The sequence below is a fragment of the Sphingobacterium sp. Mn56C genome (assembly GCF_049319645.1).
Lineage (GTDB): Bacteria > Bacteroidota > Bacteroidia > Sphingobacteriales > Sphingobacteriaceae > Sphingobacterium.
This window is the reverse complement of sequence record NZ_JBMOUC010000009.1, coordinates 114,514-133,017: the sequence shown is the minus strand read 5'-3', so window position 1 is coordinate 133,017 and position 18,504 is coordinate 114,514. Positions and strand designations below refer to the sequence as shown.

The window sequence follows — 18,504 nt, the reverse complement described above, 5'->3', positions numbered from 1 at the left end:
TAAACTAGGCCGATACCAGGAAGTATGCAAGCCTTAATTCTTCATTTCCTTGCGCCATATCTGTTGCCAGAATTGGCGAATAGCATTAAACTCCTTTCGGTAAACCAAACCTACAGCGCTGATATAATCATTATTATTCGTACGGATTAAGAAATTGCGCGTGTATGGGCGGTTATACGCTCTAAGGATTAAGCTCCCATCTTTACGTAGTCTGTACGTCAGTTCAGCATCCGTCATTACCCCTTCACGGAAAAAAGTAAGGTCAGTAGCCTGGTAGTTCGTACGGTCGGCAATGCCTCCCGTAAGGATTAATCTATCGTCCCACAGGCGTACCGATGCCGAGGCATCATTGAAAGAACGTATATTAAGGTCAAAGAAGTTGATATTCAGCGACTGCGATATAATATTGTTCAGCTGGTTGAAAGCCAGCTCTGTACTGGCAGATAGTAACGTACTGTTTACCTCCTTACCGATTTCCAATGTAGAGCTTGGCGTAAAACTACGGCGAACGATAAGACTTAAAGCCTGTTGATTTACATTATTAACATCGCTGAAATAACTTTGCAGCTGATCCTTAATATAAGGGTTCTGTGGAAAATTAAGGTCGAAAGTTATATCCGGCTGTTCCAAGGTCCCTTTGATCAGCATATCAGCCTGTGCCAGTACACGTTCATTATCCCCAGTACGTCCGGCAGCATTGTAGAGCGGTTGTATGGCCGTTCGTTGTTGATATATCGCATTTAAGTTGATGGTGGCTTCGGAAGGTTTTCCCGACCACCGTATTGTTCCCCCTTCTTTGATATCGAAATATTTACTTATAAAATCCTGTGCGGTAAAGTGGAATTTACCTTGGCTAACGCCAAAATCACCAAACATTTCGAAGTCGCCCAAGCTTGATATTTTCATGCTTATCTCCCCAGTTCCATTACCCTTTAAGGAACCGACATGCGTCTGCAAGTTAACCTCCGCCTCGGGCGTAAGGTTAAGGTCCATATTCATGGTAAGCCCCTGAAATAAGGAGCGTTTTTCACGTTTCTGATTCTCGGTAGAATCTTTACTCATAAAATATATAAAATCGCTATCCGAGATTGTCATGGCACTATTAAACGGAATATTAATGACCGTTCCATTTTCCGATTTAGCTTTGATGTCGATATTTAAAGCAGTCGTAGGACCCTGAAAAATAAAATCGCCGCTGGCAAAGGCTGTTCCATAGTACAGGTTATTATCCTTGATGCCGGTATTTAAAATCATAAAATTGTGCGCTTTAACAGCCACATCAATATAAGGGTTCGCTAGCCGATCCAAGTTTACTACACCATTAGCATAGGCGATATGGCCCTTAGCATCGGTAAATTTTAAATCCTGTAGGAGAATAACATTTTCATCCAGTATTGTAGCTTGATTATCCAGTTTATAATGCGTTTTCAGATAATTAACCGTAAACTCAGTATCCGTAAGTTTGCCTATACCAGAGATTTTAGGTTGTTTTAGAGCGCCGTAAATTTTAACCTCCGCATTTCCTTTTCCTTTGAGGTTGGCTACGAGATCTTTTAAAAAAGGTTGGAAAACAATAAGGTCCATATCCTTCAATTTTCCCTCCAGAGCGAGGGGCGCGTGTTCATTTTTAAAATTGTATTGCCCCGTAAGTTGGACCCCATTTTTGGTCTCATCTTCAAGGTTAACCTGCAAATTTGCGATACCGGTGGTAGGCTCAAGGTCTGCCGACAAATCGAGCTTACCAATTGGTATTTCATTGTAAATAATTGGCGTTGTCTGAATATTAATATTGGCAAGCGGCTGCTTAAAGATGGAGCTAAGTTGCAGGTTACCACTTAAAAAACCTCTAAGGCTAATACCCATAGGATTTGTTATACCATTTAGTGAGCTGAGACTAAACTTATCAAACTTAATATCCAATTTATCATCCGCATTAGAAAGAACACCATTTAGATTAATCTTTTGCTCCGCTTGGCTCATCAATAAGTTATTGATGTATATTTTACCTTTTGATACCCGCATTACAGCATCCGAGCTAAGTTGCCATTCCTCGTTGTTAATTAGAATCGTGGAAGGTTTAAACTTAATATATGCAGGAGCATTATGCGCAAAGTGTATATTGCCCTGTAAGTCTACATAATTTGCCGACTTAGCCTCCGAAAGCTCCACACTAAACACTAAACTATCGTTTGCTAAAATATTATGAATTGAAATATTTTTGATGTATGCGCTATCCGAAAAATTAAGTCTATCGGCAAGAACATGTAAAGAAAAAGCCTTTTCGCCGGCATTCTCTTCAACAGAAAGGTTTGTCAGCTTAATACCTTGATAGGTCACTGTAGGGCTAAAGGCAACAAAACGTGCGGTATAATTTTCGGAGGAGAAGCTAGCATTGATGAAAGCACCATCGTCCAAATTTAAAGAAGGATCGAGTAATGCCGCTAGCGGTTTAAAGGATTTTAAATTTAATGTTAAATCAAAATCCTGCGGATTATAAGGTAATTGATCAATATTTATGGCCGGAGCGTAACGCATAGCCAAGGATTTAAAATAAGGGACAATTGTATTGAGGTCAATACTTCCCGACATATCAATATCCAGAATATCCGATTTTAAAGTTAAGGCACGTTGCTGCGCATTACCTTGCGCCTCAAAATTTACAGATTGTATTTCAAACAAGCCTTTAGGCGTTTGCAAGGCGATAGAATCGGCGTATAGATGCCCTGTTACCGTATTTAAGCTCCCCCCAAAGAGGTTTGTATTTATATGTGCCTTTTGGATTATAACAGAATCTCGCTTCGTGAGATTTAATTTATACAAATAAGCATAATCCAGCTGAGCATCGAGTAAATAATTAGGGTCCTTTCCTTTCCAGTCTATCTGCGACTTATAGTCTACTTTCAGGTTAGTATCGTCTACATTACCTGTTAAGGTCAATACCCTGTCGCTAAGGTCTCCAGCGATATTTACCTGTTGGTAGCTGTAGCTATTGACTTCAGCTTGTTTTAATAAACCCTTAAATTTTAGGGTTAAATCGTCGAGGGCTAACCCCGAACCATCAACCTCCATATCCAATCCTGCCGTTCCTAAAATAGTGGTGTTAACTAGTTTATTAACTGCAAAACGATCCGATGTGAACTGCCCTTTATAGCTCAGGTTATGATCAATTTGGTAATGGCTTTTTGTTTGAATATTGCCCAATGCCGTTTGGAACAACCCTGCCACAGCAAAGCTATTATAAAAACCATGAAATGTGCCACTGAAATTAATATGACCAAAGTGGTGAACCTGTTCTGGCAAATCAAAGGACTTAAGGTTGGCGAATTTAGGCACTAAAACCTCAATATCTTGTGCCGATGTACTGAGTTTACTAAGGTGTATATCAAATACCGTTCTGTCGATATCAGGTAGACCTTTAATACTGAAGTTCCCCATTAAAGTCGTATGGTTGGCGGTAGTGATATGGACATCCTTCGCCGACATATGGGCGACAGGACCTTTTACTACAGCATTTTTTATTGCCGTCTCAAACACTACATACTTCAAGGATGGCGCAAAAAATTCAATATCCCTCGAGTCGACATAGCTATTTTTTAGTCGGCTACTGATGTTAACACGTTCAAGGAAATCCGAAAAAACAGCTATACTGTCGTACTCAAATTTTAAATAATCGCGTACATGGCTCCGGTTGGTCTTTAAATCTAAGTCGATAAATTCCATTTTCCGGTTGCTGTAGCTGGCCTTGGCCACCATATTACGGATCTGAAAACCCGATTTTTCACGTAAGGTGAAACCACTGATTTCCGCTCCAACCACGGAATCCAACTGTATATCTTTAAAAGTAGCGGAGAAATTTCGAATATCCAAATCCGAAAAGTCTATACCACTGTTATCATGTTTCTCTGTATGGTTAACAAGCGTAAAGTTGTTATTTTCGATTTCTACACGGTAGAGGTTAAGCGACAGTTTACTTTTTGTATTTTCTTCTTTTTTTGGTGCCGTGGCAAAGTAATTTATAAAGGAGCTTAGGTTGGAGCTATCTTTATAGATATGCACATGAACCTGTGCATCCTTAATTTTCACCTTATTTATGCTGAGGTTATTATACCATAACTGTGTGAGTACAAAAGAAGCCTGTATGGTTTGGGCCTGCACAATAATGGAATCGTTCTTGTCTTTAACCTCGAATTGCTGCAGCTCTATGGAGGATAGGGGGTTGATATAAACCTTTTCTACAGTTATTTTAGCATCCAATTCGCTAGACAGATAAGCGGCAACTTTCTGCGTGAGGAAGGTCTGTACAACCGAAAATTGTAATGCAATAAGCAATAGCAGCAGTACAGAAAGTACACTAGCTAGGCTTATTAACGTTATTTTTAGTATTTTTTTGATACTTTTGTATGTTTAATATTACAACCCTCAAATGGCGATTATTCTTGGAATAGAATCCTCTTGCGACGAAACTTCAGCTTCTATCTGTATAGACGGTGAAATTAAATCAAATATTATTGCTGGTCAAGCGATTCATGCAAATTATGGTGGTGTTGTTCCCGAGTTAGCATCTCGAGCACACCAACAAAATATTATACCCACTGTTGATCAAGCAATCTTGCAGGCCAAAATTACAAAAAATGATGTAGATGCGGTAGCTTTTACGCGTGGTCCAGGTTTATTAGGTTCTCTTTTAGTAGGAACAAGTTTTGCGAAGTCTTTTGCTTTAGCGCGCCGTATTCCTTTAATAGAGGTAAACCATATGCAAGCACATATCTTAGCCCATTTTATCGACAAGCCAAAACCTTCATTTCCATTTTTATGTCTTACCGTATCCGGTGGACATACCCAGATTGTTTTGGTAAAGGATTATTTTGATATGGAATTAATTGGTCAGACCTTGGATGATGCTGCAGGGGAGGCTTTTGATAAAACAGCAAAAATATTAAATCTCCCTTATCCTGGAGGTCCATTAATTGATAAATATGCCCAACAGGGAAATGCCGATGCGTTTAAACTTCCGGAGCCTCAGATTCCAGGATTAAACTTTAGCTTCTCCGGATTGAAAACAGCAATATTGTATATGGTTCAGGGCTACTTAAAAGATAATCCTAATTTCTTAGACGAAAACCTCGCCGATATATGTGCCTCCGTACAGAAACGTATTGTTTCGATCTTGTTGAACAAACTTAAAAAGGCAGCCAAAGAAACTGGTGTTAAGGACATTGCTATTGCCGGTGGGGTATCTGCCAATTCGGGACTTCGAAATAGTCTTTTGGAAATGGGCGCTAAATATAAATGGAATGTACATATACCGCAATTTGAGTACTGCACGGACAATGCTGCTATGATTGCGATTGCGGGGTATCACAAATTCCTACGTGAAGATTTTGTAACGCAGCATATTGCACCTATGGCACGTATGACTGTTGAAAGCTAAGGCTTTCCTTACAATGTATATCTACTATAAAAAAAGCGCTTTTGAATTTTCAAAAGCGCTTTTTTTATAGTAGATAATAAAAACTACTTCGTTAAAACCTTCGTTACAAGATCAGCAGCTTCTTTTAATAAAATTGCAGAATAAACCTGTAAACCAGATTCATCGATCAATACCTTAGCTTCAGCAGCATTAGTACCCTGTAAACGAACGATAATTGGCACTGGAATATCACCAATTTCATTGTATGCATCGATAACACCCTGTGCCACGCGGTCACAACGAACGATACCACCAAAGATATTGATTAAGATTGCTTTTACGTTAGGGTCTTTTAAGATAATATTGAAACCAGCTTTTACCGTTTCAGCATTAGCTGTACCACCAACGTCTAAGAAGTTTGCGGGTTCACCACCTGCCAACTTGATAATATCCATTGTCGCCATGGCTAAACCAGCACCGTTTACCATACAACCAACGTTACCATCTAATTTAACGTAATTAAGGTTAAACTCGCCTGCTTCAACTTCTGTCGGATCTTCTTGCTCCGTATCACGTAAAGCTAGAAAATCAGCATGACGGTATAAAGCATTCTCATCCAAGTTTACTTTAGCATCAACAGCTAAGATTTTATCATCCGAAGTTTTTAATACAGGGTTGATTTCGAATAAAGAAGCATCGATAGAATCGTAAGCTTTATATAATGCTGAAACAAATTTTACCATTTCTTTGTGTGCAGCACCGGAAAGACCTAAGTTAAACGCAATTTTACGCGCTTGGAACCCTTGAAGGCCAACTTTAGGATCAATTTCTTCTTTAAAAATTAAGTGAGGTGTTTTTTCGGCTACTTCTTCAATATCCATACCACCCTCTGTAGAGTACATAATGATATTACGTCCCGTAGATCTGTTTAATAATACAGAAACATAAAACTCTTGAATTTCACTTTCACCCGGATAATAAACATCCTGAGCGATTAATACTTTGTTTACTTTTTTACCTTCAGGACCTGTTTGAGGAGTTACCAATTGCATGCCGATAATATCGGTAGCACGTTGGAAAACTTCATCGTGGTTTTTAGCCAATTTAACGCCACCACCTTTTCCACGACCACCAGCATGGATTTGCGCTTTTACTACTGCCCAGTCTGAGTTGAAATCTTCTTTCAATTTTTTAGCGGCTTCTACTGCTGCCTCTGGCGTTTCAGCAACGAATCCTTCTTGGACTCTTACACCAAAACTTTTAAGTATTTCTTTTCCTTGATATTCGTGAATGTTCATTGATAAAAAAATTTGATGTAAAAATAAGATTTTTTATGCGATATGGCAACTTAAAAAGTTTCTTTTACAATTTAACACAACGGAAGTGATCTGATACCAGGTAGTAGGTGTCAAAGGCGACCAAGACGTGCATAAACCCGTACACGGTAGTATGTGGGGTTGCTGTAATGGTCTGAAGGGGAGTGTTTAAAGTTGTTGTGTACCTCAGGTAGTAGCGGTTATAAATGGAGGTGTTAACAAGAAACCAGGGCGGTTACCTATAGGTTTTTAATTTTACAATATCTCTAGATGCCTTAGGCAGTTTCAACATAAACTCATTTACTTTAGGATGCTGGGGCAGAACTACGCCATTATCAGTTTTCAGCTTAAGTTTAAAAGCTTTAGTTTCTTTTATTAATACCAGAAGTTTATGCAAATAATGATTTGGCACCTCCTGTTGCTGCTGTAATCCTTCCATAATTTAAATTTGATTAATTAAGGTAAAAATAAAACATAATTTAAGGTTATCCTATACCCCCAATAGGGTATTTTTATTAAAATAAGTGGTTAAATCCACTAGCCGTATACCATTTTAAAGTTTTATAAAAATCATGCGGTATACCCGCATTGTCCTTGTGTGGGATATAGACCGTTAATCCAGCATTAGAATCGATTTTAAAGCCATTGAAATAAGGGGTGTTGGCCCTATACGCAACAACATTAAGTAACGATTCCTGTACCTTTTTTTTGGCAATTGAATTTTCGAAATTCTGATTTACAAAGTCCCAATAGTCAAAGGCAATAAGTGGGTTGCCCTCACGGTCGAAATCCATGCGCTGAACCTTGTTGCGGTTAAGATCATGATGCAGTACGGGGAATGTGGTGAGCAAATTTTTTGTGTCAACAGCGAACTGTTCAAGTTTTGAAGCGTTTATAACCGAAATTGTTGCCGATTGGTATAATCCAGACAAGCCGTTGTAATGCTGGTAATATTTTTGGGCTATTCTCTGGTAGCTATCGTTCGACGGATCAAACAAATCGTTGGTCATCTTATCATAAGGCATTCCATTGGAAATCACCTCCCCCGGAGAGGCAATAAAAACCGCTGCTTTATCTTTTATTTCATATAAAACTTCTACGCTCGCCATGGAACAGGCATCGAACATTATAAAATCAAATTTGGTAGGTAAGGCCTGATTTAAATCCGTAATATCCATATGACGGCCATTATCATCGCCAAAGGATTTCAGTTTTACTGGTCCAGCTTCGGAAGGCACCCAACCAGTTGCATGCGACCAAAGTATTAAACCAGTAGATTTTGCGGGATATAAGGAGAAAACATCATCGATTATGGTACGCATCACATTCGGATCAGAAGAATTGTGCGGTAGGTAGGATTTGATTTTTCTTCTTCCACCTGTAGCGCCTGTTTTTCTCGTTATCTCATATAATGCAGGTTCAGTATTTGGTAAACGTGCATAAACCAGTAAGTTGCCATCAATATCACCTATGGTATTTTCCATTTGTTCCAAATTTTTGTAGGCTTCCAGTTGCAGGTTGTTGTTGGCGGCAAGATAAACCAATACCGTTCTGAAATTTTCCGTTGGCAACACTGTGGAATTATCTTTTTTACAAGAAGCAAAAATTAAAATGCTACAATATAGCAGGGTAAGGTAGGCCTTCATGGTTTAGAATACATTTAGAAGTTTGTTCGTTTTAATTTTTTATACAGTAGCATAGAAAAGCCTAGCGCTAGGCTAGCAGCAATAATACAAACAACAGTTTCCATAATTTCGGTTTCCATAATTGGTAGCTATTAGATTGTTATTACATATTCAAAATTTAATGAATAAGAAGAAGGGCGCACTTAAGTCGCCCTTCTCACAGAAAAATTTAGTCGCAAATATTGTGGCAATTAGTTGTTAGGGTTAACAACGATTTTTACTTCTTGCTCAATATCTTTTGCAGAGTCACCATTTCTACCATCATTGTAGCGGTTAGCTAAAGTGATTTTGTAAACCAATGTAATAGGTTGAGTAATGGTATTGGCACCTGTATTAGTCCAACGCGCTACTGTTTTTCCTGAAACATTAGCAACAGTCGCAGCAGTATTTGCTGGTAAACTGGATTTAATGTCTTGGTTAGGGTTGCTGTTGTAGTATGCTTTTACCAACTGCACTGCAGATGTACTTAACCAAGGTTCATTATTTGAGGTATTCAACGCATTAATACCGTAACGTTGAATTAAAGCTAGGTTTGCTACATTTGAATTGGAGTTAGTTCCATTAAAATCCCAAATCGTTACATTGTTGTAATCCTTAACGGTAATAAACTGACGAAGATCTACCTCCTGGTTGCTTAAGCCGTTTTGTTTATCTGTTACACTTCCTGTAACATTATTTTTCGGCGTTAAATTTTTAACCGGATTTTTGAATCTTACTTTAATGTTTTCCGTTTTGAATGAAGTTGGGTTATTATTCAAATAATAACGAACCTGAACATTAAGGATATGATTCGTAGCTGCATAGTTCCAGCCTAAGATGTAGTTAAATGCATCTTTGTTAGGGTTAGAATGATGTTGCGGTGCTGATGCATTTTTAATGTGCAACTGCTCATTCCCTAATCCTTGATTTGTATGGGCTACATTTTTGATTGCCGTGGTATAGGTGTTATTGTTCCAACCAAATGATGCAATGTCTTGGTGATCTTGATTTTCAATATGGAAATCGTAAGTAACTATAGGCGCATTTGTCCCTGTAATGTTGTTCTGTAACTTGATATACTCGCTAAAGTCACCTCCTAAATACCAGCTAGAAGTACCATTACTTGTACCAAACACACGCGCAAAACCAGTTTCCTTATTACCTTCCCAATATGCAGGGATAATGTTGTAACTAATGTTACCTTGAAGATTAACAACTATTTTAATAGTCACTTCAACATTAGAGTAATTCGGGTTTTGAATGCTAGGCTTATAAACACCTTTTAATAAATAAGTGCCTGGGTTAACCTTAGTTTGATCAATTATTACCGTTTTAGAAACGTTCTGGTTAGCGTTATTAAAGTTTCTTGGTTCAAACCATGCCGTATTGTTAACCGGAGTTCCATCTTCTTTCACAACAGACTCTAGTGACCAACTGTATTCATTATGGAATTGTGCTGCGGATAATCCTGTGCTGTTATAGGCTGCATCCAAGGTTGTTGGAACGACCCATTTAACAGTTTCTTCTTTCGTGCCGCTATTAGTCAGGTTAAAAACGATATCACCCGCAACTTTAATATTAGGAACATTCTTTTGGGTGAAGTCGATTTTAATAAAACGTGTTGCAATAGATGTTGTAGCCGTAGCATTTTCATAAAGGTCTACCTGTACTACAGCATGGTTTCCTAACGCTCCTGTATTGTAGCGTCCAGGTGTAGATTCTTTTACGGTTATAACACCTGTCTTTTCATCTAAGTTTAACCAGTTTAGCTGATTTCCTGTTTGAGCATGTTTAAAGCGAAGATCATAACCCGATAAACCATTATCGTCTAAGGAAACAACTTTATTTCCAACTTGTGCACGACCAAAGAAACCACGAAGCTCTTTCTCCAGATCTATTGCCCCTTTGTAATCCGTATTATTGGTAGGAACATTTACACCATTAATTTTTTTCTCCGCATTCTCATAAATATTTAACGAGAAGTGACCTGCTAATTTCGATGCTGCTGCTCCCGAGGTTAATGCGGTGTTAGGAGAGTTATTAGGTCCTTCATTAAAAGTGCTTCCAGTAAAGGTACTAGCATAGTCATTGTAAAGTTCGAATGCCGATTGAGCCGATTTTTTAATAGCTTTTTCAATGGTCACTTCACTTTTTTGCACAATTTCTTCTTTCGCCAAGTTATAACTAGAGGCAGCAAATTTTTGTGTTGTGTTAGTTTTTAGGTTTTTAACCTGTAAAGCCACAAACAAGTCTTTATTATCCGATGATTTCGGGAATAACACATTGTTTCCTGAATTTTTAGCCTTAACAGGGCGGTATTTCACCGTGATATCCGAGAATGTCTTTACAGCGGTACCTTCCGTCGTAAAGTTCGCATCAATATCAGAGCCACCAGAGCGGAATACAACTTTATCCGTTTCTTGCGTTAGTAGGCCACTTGCATCGTAGTTTGCAGTATTTACACCAAATGGGTTAATATTGTATTTAATTGTAGCATATCCTTGTAATAATGTATTTCTACTGTTTAAATTGTCTACAATACGTGGGAAAAATACAACAGGCGTATTGTTGTTGCTTAATGAAGGGACTAAAGATAAGCTCGTTACCTCTAATGCCTCACTATGCAAAAATAAACTTTCCACGTCGCCATTTGGATTTGTAATCTTCACGGCGTAACCACCTGGCTGTTGCACAAAACCCACATCACCGCCAAAGGCTAAGACATCCGTCGCAACCCCATCTATAGCCCATACTTTCGTTTTGTTAGGGCCATCTACGATGGTAATTACTGTACCGTCCTTGCCATCTTTACCTGGAGTTCCTGGAGTACCTGGAGCGCCATCTTTACCTGGAGTTCCTGGGGTACCTGGAGCACCATCTTTACCTGGAGTTCCAGGCGCACCCGTTTCCCCTTTATCCCCCTTATCTCCTTTCGCTTTATGGCCAGTATCTTTAGGTGTTCCACCATCTACTGTTACAAACCAGTTGCCATTATCACCAACGGTGAAAATTGGCGTTGAACCAATATCGCCCTTATCACCTTTTTCGCCTTTGTCACCTTTATCTCCTTTAGCACCATTTAAAATTTCGTAAGTAACCGTACTGTTATCCGGCTTCTTAAATGTAATACGAACGCCACCAGGGATAGATTCAACAGACTGAACCACATTTCCTGCAGCCAAGTTTGCTAAATTTTTCTTTAAGTCAGCAATATCAGATGTATTCTGATCGATTTTTTGTTCGAGCCGCGAGATGTCACTGTCGTACTTCTTACAGCTTTCCAAGACTACAGAACTGCTAAGTGCAATAGCCAAGGCAATTTTGGATAGATTTCTAATTTTCATGTTTTCTTTTGAATTATTAATTCGGTTAATCTTCTTTTTAATTCTAGAATTATTATTTTTTTTGTAAAAGTACAATGTAATATTGTAAAAACAAATATCTTTTTTCTTTTTTTATTATTTATAGGTTTTTAGTTCAAACTGAAAAGAAATTTGTTCGCCATCTATATCCGTAATGGTAACCTGAAATTTGGTTAATTTTTGTATTTTCTCAATTTTTAGATTATTTTCCGCATAGGTTGGATCTTTTAGTTTAATGTTTTTCAATCCTATAAGGTTGATAATATCTTTATCTGTTATTTCTTTAGCCCTTGCGGCTTTGTCAGGTTCTTTCTGTTTTTTTCTGTCCACATCCATAGGCGTTTTTTAGGTGTCACATTTTTGGTTTGTTTAGCGTTTTATGTATGCATATAAAGCCTGTTTTCAGATTGTAATATAAAAACGAATGCTAAAGTACAATGATAAATTGTAATATGCAATATATTCTTGTTAATTTTGACATGCAAAAGGTTTTTTTTTACTTTGGTCTAGTATTTGTATGCATAACGCGGAAGTTGATTTTTTTAAACATTTTATAGAATTAGAATATATGTCACATTGGGAACGCCTCGATAAGGTGATTCAATATTTAGGACTTAATGTAAATTCTTTTGCAAAAGAGATAGGGCTAAATAGAGCAGAACGATTGTACCAGATTAAGAAGGGGAATTATGATATCAGTAAAAATTTAGCCGGAATTATTGTAGATCGTTTCCCAGATATTCATGAGGCTTGGTTATTAACGGGTGAAGGAAGGATGTTGAAGTCGGCTGAAGGGGTAAGTAAAATTCCACTGTACAATATCGGATTAGATAATTTTGATATTAATTTACGAAATATGCCAGTGGTGGATGAGCTTGAAATTCCGCTATTAGCAGGGAGTGATTTTGCATTTGTAAACCATGGAGAGGCTATGAGTCCTGAAATTGATCATGGAAGTGTTGTATTCGTGAAGCAGGTCGATAAAGATGCCGTTGTACTGGGGGATATCTACCTGGTAATTTCTGAAAACATTAACGTTGTGCGTTTTATTCGAAGTGCGGAAGCTGGGGTATGGCGTCTTGTTCCGAAAAATCTGGATAGTTTTGATGAACTTAGTATCGATAAATCTAGGGTGCGTGCGGTATATAAGATAAAAGGTGTGCTTTCGATGATTGCTATGTAGGTTTCGCTTAAAATTACAGTTTTTGTAGTTTAATATTTATAAGTAAAAGAATAAAGGGCTTGCTTATTTGGCTAGGAATAAATTTCTATAGATATTTGTTTTTAGAGCCCTTTTTTGAATCTTATGAATACAACCGCTTATCGCTGTAAAATTGTTTGTATTGTTTTGTTATTTACAATCCTGCAAGTGTCTTGTAAAAAGGAAGTTGTAAATCCTAATCCACGAACGCCTCAACCTTCAGAGCCGCGCAGCAGTGCTGAGTTAGTAAAAGATGGTGTTTATTTATATTATAAACGTTATTCTTTATGGGCTGATTTGTCTATACCAAGTTATGATCCTATTTCCCAGTTTACGGATAAATTTAATGATCCTTATTCCCTACTGGAGGCCTTAAAGTCGTTAACTCCCGTATATGTTGGGGATAAATATAATGGCCATATCGACAGATTTTCATATATGTATGATATCGAAAGTTCCGGTAGCGAAAGAGCAAGCCTGAAAATGGATACCAATTATGGTTTCGGGATGCAGTTTTCTTGGGGTGTAGTGGATGGCGAGCCTGCTTATCCCATATTAGATATGGTTGAAGGGGGCTCGCCGGCAGCATTAGCGGGTTTAAAAAGATCTGATATTATTTTGGAAATAAATGAAGAGAAAGATTTTTCCGTTCCTGTCACCTGTACGGGTACTAATTGTGCACCCTTAAACAAATCACGCTTTGACCAACTAAATGCCTTCTTAAGGTCTGCTATTAATTCCCCATCTGCGATGCGTATTAAATATAAAACTCAGGAGGGGGTTGTTGCCGAAAAGCACCTCAATTATAGTTATGTCTATGACATCGATCCGGTTTTAAAAACAAAAGTTATTACATCTGCAGGTAAGGGGGTTGGTTATTTTGCCTTTTCTTCGTTTGAGGATATTCCAGAGGGAGGGGTAAACCGACAAAAAATAGATGATGCTTTTGCTTCATTTGCAGAGAAAGGGGTACAGGATATAATAATAGACTTGCGTTACAATGGGGGGGGGGTATGTAAATACAGCTGTGTATTTGGCTAATAAACTCATATCTGAGGCGGGTAACGGACAGCTGATGATGCGTTACGAGTTGAACAAGTACCTCGCGGCTAAGGAACAATATCCAGGAGGGCAATTTGGTGATGAGTATTTTGAGCGTAGTAATACCCTTAAATTAAATAAAATACGTTTTATTGTCTCCGAACAAACCGCTTCAGCGTCGGAACTCCTAATTAATGTGCTGAAGCCATACTATCCCGATTTAAAGTTAATAGCTAGTGGTCTTAGGACCTATGGTAAGCCTGTTGGTTTTTTCGAGCAGCGTGTGGAAAATAAGTTGTCCTTATGGGTTACTTCATTTAAAATGTATAACAAAAATGGCGAGTCTGATTATTGGGATGGCCTACCGGCACAAATTACAGGTATTCAGGACTATATATTTGCAGATTTTGGCGATAGCAATGAGTTGATGTTGCAGGCCGCACTAAAAGATATAAACCCGGCCGCGCTGTGGGCAACAACTACGAAGGTTCGGAAGTTTAAAAATGCAGTAAATATGGGTGCTATTAATAAGCTGACAAAGCGAGAGATGTTCAAAAAAAATAGGTAGATTTGATGGTTCACAGCATGGTTTTTTTGTTTAAGGAATCTTGTATTCCTAGGCTTTAATTTAAATTTTTAATCCCTTATGATTATTGCGGTAGATTTTGATGGCACAATTGTAGAACACAAGTATCCTGCTATTGGTAAACCTATCCCTTTTGCTATAGAAACGCTGAAGCAGCTTCAGAATGAAAGACATATTTTGATCCTTTGGACAGTACGGGAGGGGCGACTTTTGGAGGAGGCTATCGCGTATTGTGCAGCGCAGGGATTACATTTTTTTGCCCATAATGCGAATTTTCCTGAGGAGAATAGAACGAATGCGGCGCGTAAATTAACCGCTGACTTGTTTATTGATGATCGTAATTTTGGTGGACTTCCGGATTGGGGCGTTATATACCAGGCTATTAAAAATAATGTTCCTTTTAGCTTGTCTTTTAAAGAGAATTTTGCGGAATTAGCGACTGCGCAAGAAAAAAAGAAAAAAAAACGAGGTTGGTTTTCCTAGCTTCTTTTGGTTTTTGGTAGGCTTTTTGTTAACCTACAGTACTAACTGTTATCTAGGGTGTACGATTTTGCGTTACCCCTACATTTTTAAATTATACCATTTTTATAAATATCCTTATTAGAGAGCTATGCGTATTACTAGATTGTCTGTTTGTGTTTTGCTAATGGGGGCTTTGTTAAGTGCTGTAGGCTGTGCCGGGCGCTCTTCCGACAAAAAAGCAGGATTAGTAGATTCAGATGCTCCTGCTACGGATACGGTTTTGCAAAATAAAATGGATGCTTATCCGATACCGGTACCGCCGGAAAATACAACAGGTGAGGATCGCATAGCTTATGTTTTACTGCATTTTTGGGATTCCTTTGATTTTAAAGATAAAACTGTATATGATAATGCTGATTATAGCGAACAGGCATTGGCTAATTTTATAGGTCTTTTTCCGCAAGCTTCACTCCATTCGGTGAACAATGGTATTCAAGCATTGCTGGAAAAAGCTTCGGTGAATCCTGAGGCATTGGCTGTCTTTTCAGATCGCTTAAAACTTTACCTGTATAACCCCAGTTCGCCAGCCTACAATGACCTGTATTACGAAATGGTGTTACAGTATTTGGTCAAGGCTAAAGCTGTGGATGCCACCGAAAAAGAACGTCTAAAAATACTTTTAAATTTGGTGCAAAAAAATCAGGTAGGCACTTTAGCGAAGGACTTTTCTTTTATTGAGGCGAATGGTAAATCGAATACCTTGTTCAATATAAAAGCAGAACATACCTTTTTAATGTTTTATGAACCTGGATGCCATGCTTGTCAGACTACGATTGCCCAAATGAAGGCAATACCGCAGCTGCATGATGCCATCGAGTCCGGAACTTTGCGTATTGTATTAATCTATGCACATGGGGAAGAGGAGACCTGGAATGATTATAAAGCCCAGATTCCGTCGGAATGGATAAATGGTATGGATACCAAGCAGCAAATAGTAATGGGCCAATTGTACGATTTAAAGGCTTCGCCTACCATTTACCTGCTCGATAAGCATAAAAAAGTAAACCTGAAAGACGCTACCTTGGAGCAGGTTTTGAATTCGCTGTTTGAAAAATAAACCACAATTTATAAAACAGCAGTATTATTGTCGCTAAATCGCTACAATATTGTAAATATACAAACATAGGTTGGTATAAGGATGCCTGCATTCTTTGGTTATACTTTACCTTTGCCTATAAATTATTAGTCGAAATTTTTATTTAAAAGTTAGTATGTAGTATGCTTCGCATATTTGGGTGTGCTATGTTATAATTTCATTACTTGTATGAAGCTCCTGTTTGTTTTAATTCCTTTTCTATTGGCTGTTATCCTAGGTAGGGTGATTATACCCTTTATCTTTTTAATTACCTTTAAAAAAAGACTTTTTGACCCAATTGATGCTAGAAAATTACATACAAATATAATACCAAGGTTAGGAGGTGTGGCCTTTGTGCCTGTACAATGCTGCCTACTGATTCTGACCTTAATGATTACCTATAAGACTAATTTTACGGATTTACATATTGCTACATGGGAGGTTTTTCCAATGTTTATTATGCTGATATGTGGTCTTGTAATTCTGTTTTTAATCGGTATTGGTGATGATTTAATTGGTGTAGGCTACAAATGGAAATTTGTCGTGCAAATTTTTGTTGCGGCACTACTGCCCTTATCGGGGTTATGGATAAACGATTTGTACGGCATTTTTTTTATTACACAAATACCGGCCTGGATAGGGATGCCTTTTACGGTATTTTTGGTTGTGTTAATTATTAACGCAATCAATCTTATTGATGGTTTGGATGGGCTGTGCTCTGGTTTAGTTGGCGTCTGTTGCCTTGTTTTGGGTGGCTTATTTGTATACTATGCAGCCTGGATTCATGCCTTGTTTGCTTTTATCACTGCAGGTGTTCTTATTCCTTTTTTTTATTACAATGTATTTGGAAAAAGAAAACGGCACCGTCGCATATTTATGGGCGATACGGGGAGTATGACTCTCGGGTTTTCTGTGGCTTTTCTTGCGATTAGTTTTACCATGAATAACCCGAATATAAAACCCTTTTCCGAAGGGGCCATTGTGGTAGCCGCAGCGCCATTAATCGTTCCTGTATTTGATGTTGCTCGTGTTATGTTGGTGCGTTTATTAACAGGATACTCCGTTTTTAAACCGGATAGAAATCATTTGCATCATAAGTTGTTGCGCTCAGGAATGTCGCATAGTACAGCCATGTTATCCATACTGGGCTTATCTTTATTTTTCTGTATTGTAAATATTGTGGGCGTACAATTTATTAGTAATAATATTGTGCTGCTCTTGGATGTGATCTTGTGGGGGGTGATTACGATGGTATTTAATTACATCATGAACAAAAAAAATAAAAAAAGAACTAAAGCCGTAGCTACGGTTGAAGAATTAACACCTAAAGAATTATGAAAATAGGACTCATCGGAGGGTCAGGATTTGTAGGTACAAAATTAATTACCTTGTTAAAGACTAATCCGGCAATAGAAATTCTGAATATCGATAAAGAGCAGAGTACATCCTATCCAGCGCTTACCGCTATAGCGAATGTCTTGGATAAAGATGCTTTAACCAAATTATTGCAGGGCTGTGAGCTGGTCATATTGCTCGCTGCAGAACACCGTGATGATGTAAGTCCGGTGTCCTTATATTATGATGTGAATGTAAAAGGAATGCAGATAACGTTAGATGCTATGCAGGCAAACGGTATTTCGCGTTTAATTTTTACAAGCTCTGTAGCTATTTATGGATTGGATAAGGATAACCCGGACGAGAGTTTTCCGGCAGATCCTTTCAATCATTATGGAAAAAGTAAATGGCAGGCGGAGCAGGTATTGCAGGAATGGTATAAAAACCATAGCCATTGGAATATCAATATTATTCGTCCTACTGTAATTTTTGGCGAAGGAAACCGCGGGAATGTTTTTAATCTGTTAAATCAGATTGCATCGGGTAAATTTATGATGATAGGCCCTGGAACGAATCAGAAGTCGCTGTCTTATGTAGGGAATATTGTAGCCTTTATGGAGTATTTGATCCATCAGGTTACCGAGGGGTATCATGTTTTTAATTACGGTGATAAACCCGATTTTAATACCAATGATTTAGTTTATCATACGGGAAATATTTTGGATAAAAAAATCCCAACCATCCGTATTCCGTACTGGTTAGGGATGTTAGGGGGCTACGGTTTTGATGCCTTAGCATTTATTACGCGTAAAAAATTTAATATTAGCTCCATTCGGGTGAAGAAATTCTGTGCCGTTACGAAATACGATTCATCGAAAGCCTTGCAGTCGGGGTTTGTACCACCTTTTGCTTTGGAGGAGGGCTTGGAGCGTATGCTCAAGGCGGAGTTTGTAAAGTAAAAGGGTATTTGCTGTTTAATTGGTGTTAAGGAT

14 protein-coding genes are annotated in these 18,504 nt (G+C 38.2%); 8 read left to right on the top strand and 6 right to left on the bottom strand.

Annotated elements, in window-relative coordinates:
- Positions 1–33: 33 nt before the first annotated feature.
- Complete coding sequence (locus ACL9RF_RS17195; RefSeq protein WP_422801878.1) at positions 34–4,329, bottom strand: translocation/assembly module TamB domain-containing protein; 4,296 nt, start codon at positions 4,327–4,329, stop codon at positions 34–36.
- A 94-nt stretch (positions 4,330–4,423) separates the two neighbouring features.
- On the opposite strand from ACL9RF_RS17195, the gene tsaD reads away from it, so the two are divergent.
- On the top strand, positions 4,424–5,431 hold the full coding sequence (tsaD, locus tag ACL9RF_RS17190) for a tRNA (adenosine(37)-N6)-threonylcarbamoyltransferase complex transferase subunit TsaD (protein ID WP_422801877.1): 1,008 nt from the start codon (positions 4,424–4,426) through the stop codon (positions 5,429–5,431).
- An 83-nt stretch (positions 5,432–5,514) separates the two neighbouring features.
- On the opposite strand, the gene sucC is transcribed toward tsaD, so the two are convergent.
- The 5 genes from sucC to ACL9RF_RS17165 all read right to left on the bottom strand — a co-directional run bounded on the left by sucC (position 5,515) and on the right by ACL9RF_RS17165 (position 12,082).
- On the bottom strand, positions 5,515–6,708 hold the full coding sequence (sucC, locus tag ACL9RF_RS17185; protein ID WP_422801876.1) for an ADP-forming succinate--CoA ligase subunit beta: 1,194 nt from the start codon (positions 6,706–6,708) through the stop codon (positions 5,515–5,517).
- 253 nt (positions 6,709–6,961) lie between these two features.
- On the bottom strand, positions 6,962–7,165 hold the full coding sequence (locus tag ACL9RF_RS17180; protein WP_422801875.1) for a hypothetical protein: 204 nt from the start codon (positions 7,163–7,165) through the stop codon (positions 6,962–6,964).
- A 76-nt stretch (positions 7,166–7,241) separates the two neighbouring features.
- Complete coding sequence (locus tag ACL9RF_RS17175) at positions 7,242–8,372, bottom strand: clostripain-related cysteine peptidase (RefSeq protein WP_422801874.1); 1,131 nt, start codon at positions 8,370–8,372, stop codon at positions 7,242–7,244.
- 230 nt (positions 8,373–8,602) lie between these two features.
- Entirely contained in the window at positions 8,603–11,734 is a 3,132-nt protein-coding gene (locus tag ACL9RF_RS17170) for a hypothetical protein (protein ID WP_422801873.1), read from the bottom strand.
- A 114-nt stretch (positions 11,735–11,848) separates the two neighbouring features.
- A complete protein-coding gene (locus tag ACL9RF_RS17165; protein ID WP_422801872.1) occupies positions 11,849–12,082 on the bottom strand; it encodes a hypothetical protein in 234 nt (77 codons plus the stop codon).
- Between the two features lie 238 nt (positions 12,083–12,320).
- On the opposite strand from ACL9RF_RS17165, the gene ACL9RF_RS17160 reads away from it, so the two are divergent.
- From ACL9RF_RS17160 to ACL9RF_RS17130, 7 genes are all read left to right on the top strand, one after another.
- Positions 12,321–12,935: a S24 family peptidase gene (locus ACL9RF_RS17160; RefSeq protein WP_422801871.1), complete on the top strand. Its 615-nt coding sequence runs from the start codon at positions 12,321–12,323 to the stop codon at positions 12,933–12,935.
- A gap of 165 nt (positions 12,936–13,100) precedes the next feature.
- Positions 13,101–13,994, top strand: coding sequence for a S41 family peptidase (locus tag ACL9RF_RS17155; RefSeq protein ID WP_422801870.1), 894 nt, complete (start codon positions 13,101–13,103; stop codon positions 13,992–13,994).
- Positions 13,987–14,562 carry a hypothetical protein gene (locus tag ACL9RF_RS17150; RefSeq protein ID WP_422801869.1) on the top strand — a complete coding sequence of 192 codons (576 nt, stop codon included), beginning with the start codon at positions 13,987–13,989 and terminating at the stop codon, positions 14,560–14,562. Before ACL9RF_RS17155 ends, ACL9RF_RS17150 begins: the two co-directional genes overlap by 8 nt.
- Before the next feature lie 78 nt (positions 14,563–14,640).
- A complete protein-coding gene (locus ACL9RF_RS17145) occupies positions 14,641–15,063 on the top strand; it encodes a BT0820 family HAD-type phosphatase (protein WP_422801868.1) in 423 nt (140 codons plus the stop codon).
- Positions 15,064–15,190: 127 nt separating this feature from the next.
- Positions 15,191–16,159, top strand: a complete 969-nt coding sequence (locus ACL9RF_RS17140; protein WP_422801867.1) for a DUF5106 domain-containing protein — start codon at positions 15,191–15,193, stop codon at positions 16,157–16,159.
- Between the two features lie 207 nt (positions 16,160–16,366).
- The gene (locus tag ACL9RF_RS17135; RefSeq protein WP_422801866.1) at positions 16,367–17,515 is read left to right on the top strand and encodes an MraY family glycosyltransferase; all 1,149 of its coding nucleotides are present in this window, start codon (positions 16,367–16,369) and stop codon (positions 17,513–17,515) included.
- Positions 17,512–18,471, top strand: coding sequence for an NAD-dependent epimerase/dehydratase family protein (locus ACL9RF_RS17130; protein ID WP_422801865.1), 960 nt, complete (start codon positions 17,512–17,514; stop codon positions 18,469–18,471). The genes ACL9RF_RS17135 and ACL9RF_RS17130 overlap by 4 nt, the downstream gene beginning before the upstream one ends.
- Positions 18,472–18,504: the final 33 nt, after the last annotated feature.

What these genes read in the sequence shown, in the direction of transcription:
- ACL9RF_RS17160 (WP_422801871.1), top strand. Translation starts at nt 12,321, where the DNA reads ATGTCACATTGGGAACGCCTCGATAAGGTGATTCAATATTTAGGACTT.
- ACL9RF_RS17130 (WP_422801865.1), top strand. Translation starts at nt 17,512, where the DNA reads ATGAAAATAGGACTCATCGGAGGGTCAGGATTTGTAGGTACAAAATTA.
- ACL9RF_RS17170 (WP_422801873.1), bottom strand. Translation starts at nt 11,734, where the DNA reads ATGAAAATTAGAAATCTATCCAAAATTGCCTTGGCTATTGCACTTAGC.
- ACL9RF_RS17135 (WP_422801866.1), top strand. Translation starts at nt 16,367, where the DNA reads ATGAAGCTCCTGTTTGTTTTAATTCCTTTTCTATTGGCTGTTATCCTA.
- ACL9RF_RS17140 (WP_422801867.1), top strand. Translation starts at nt 15,191, where the DNA reads ATGCGTATTACTAGATTGTCTGTTTGTGTTTTGCTAATGGGGGCTTTG.
- tsaD (WP_422801877.1), top strand. Translation starts at nt 4,424, where the DNA reads ATGGCGATTATTCTTGGAATAGAATCCTCTTGCGACGAAACTTCAGCT.
- ACL9RF_RS17145 (WP_422801868.1), top strand. Translation starts at nt 14,641, where the DNA reads ATGATTATTGCGGTAGATTTTGATGGCACAATTGTAGAACACAAGTAT.
- sucC (WP_422801876.1), bottom strand. Translation starts at nt 6,708, where the DNA reads ATGAACATTCACGAATATCAAGGAAAAGAAATACTTAAAAGTTTTGGT.
- ACL9RF_RS17180 (WP_422801875.1), bottom strand. Translation starts at nt 7,165, where the DNA reads ATGGAAGGATTACAGCAGCAACAGGAGGTGCCAAATCATTATTTGCAT.
- ACL9RF_RS17175 (WP_422801874.1), bottom strand. Translation starts at nt 8,372, where the DNA reads ATGAAGGCCTACCTTACCCTGCTATATTGTAGCATTTTAATTTTTGCT.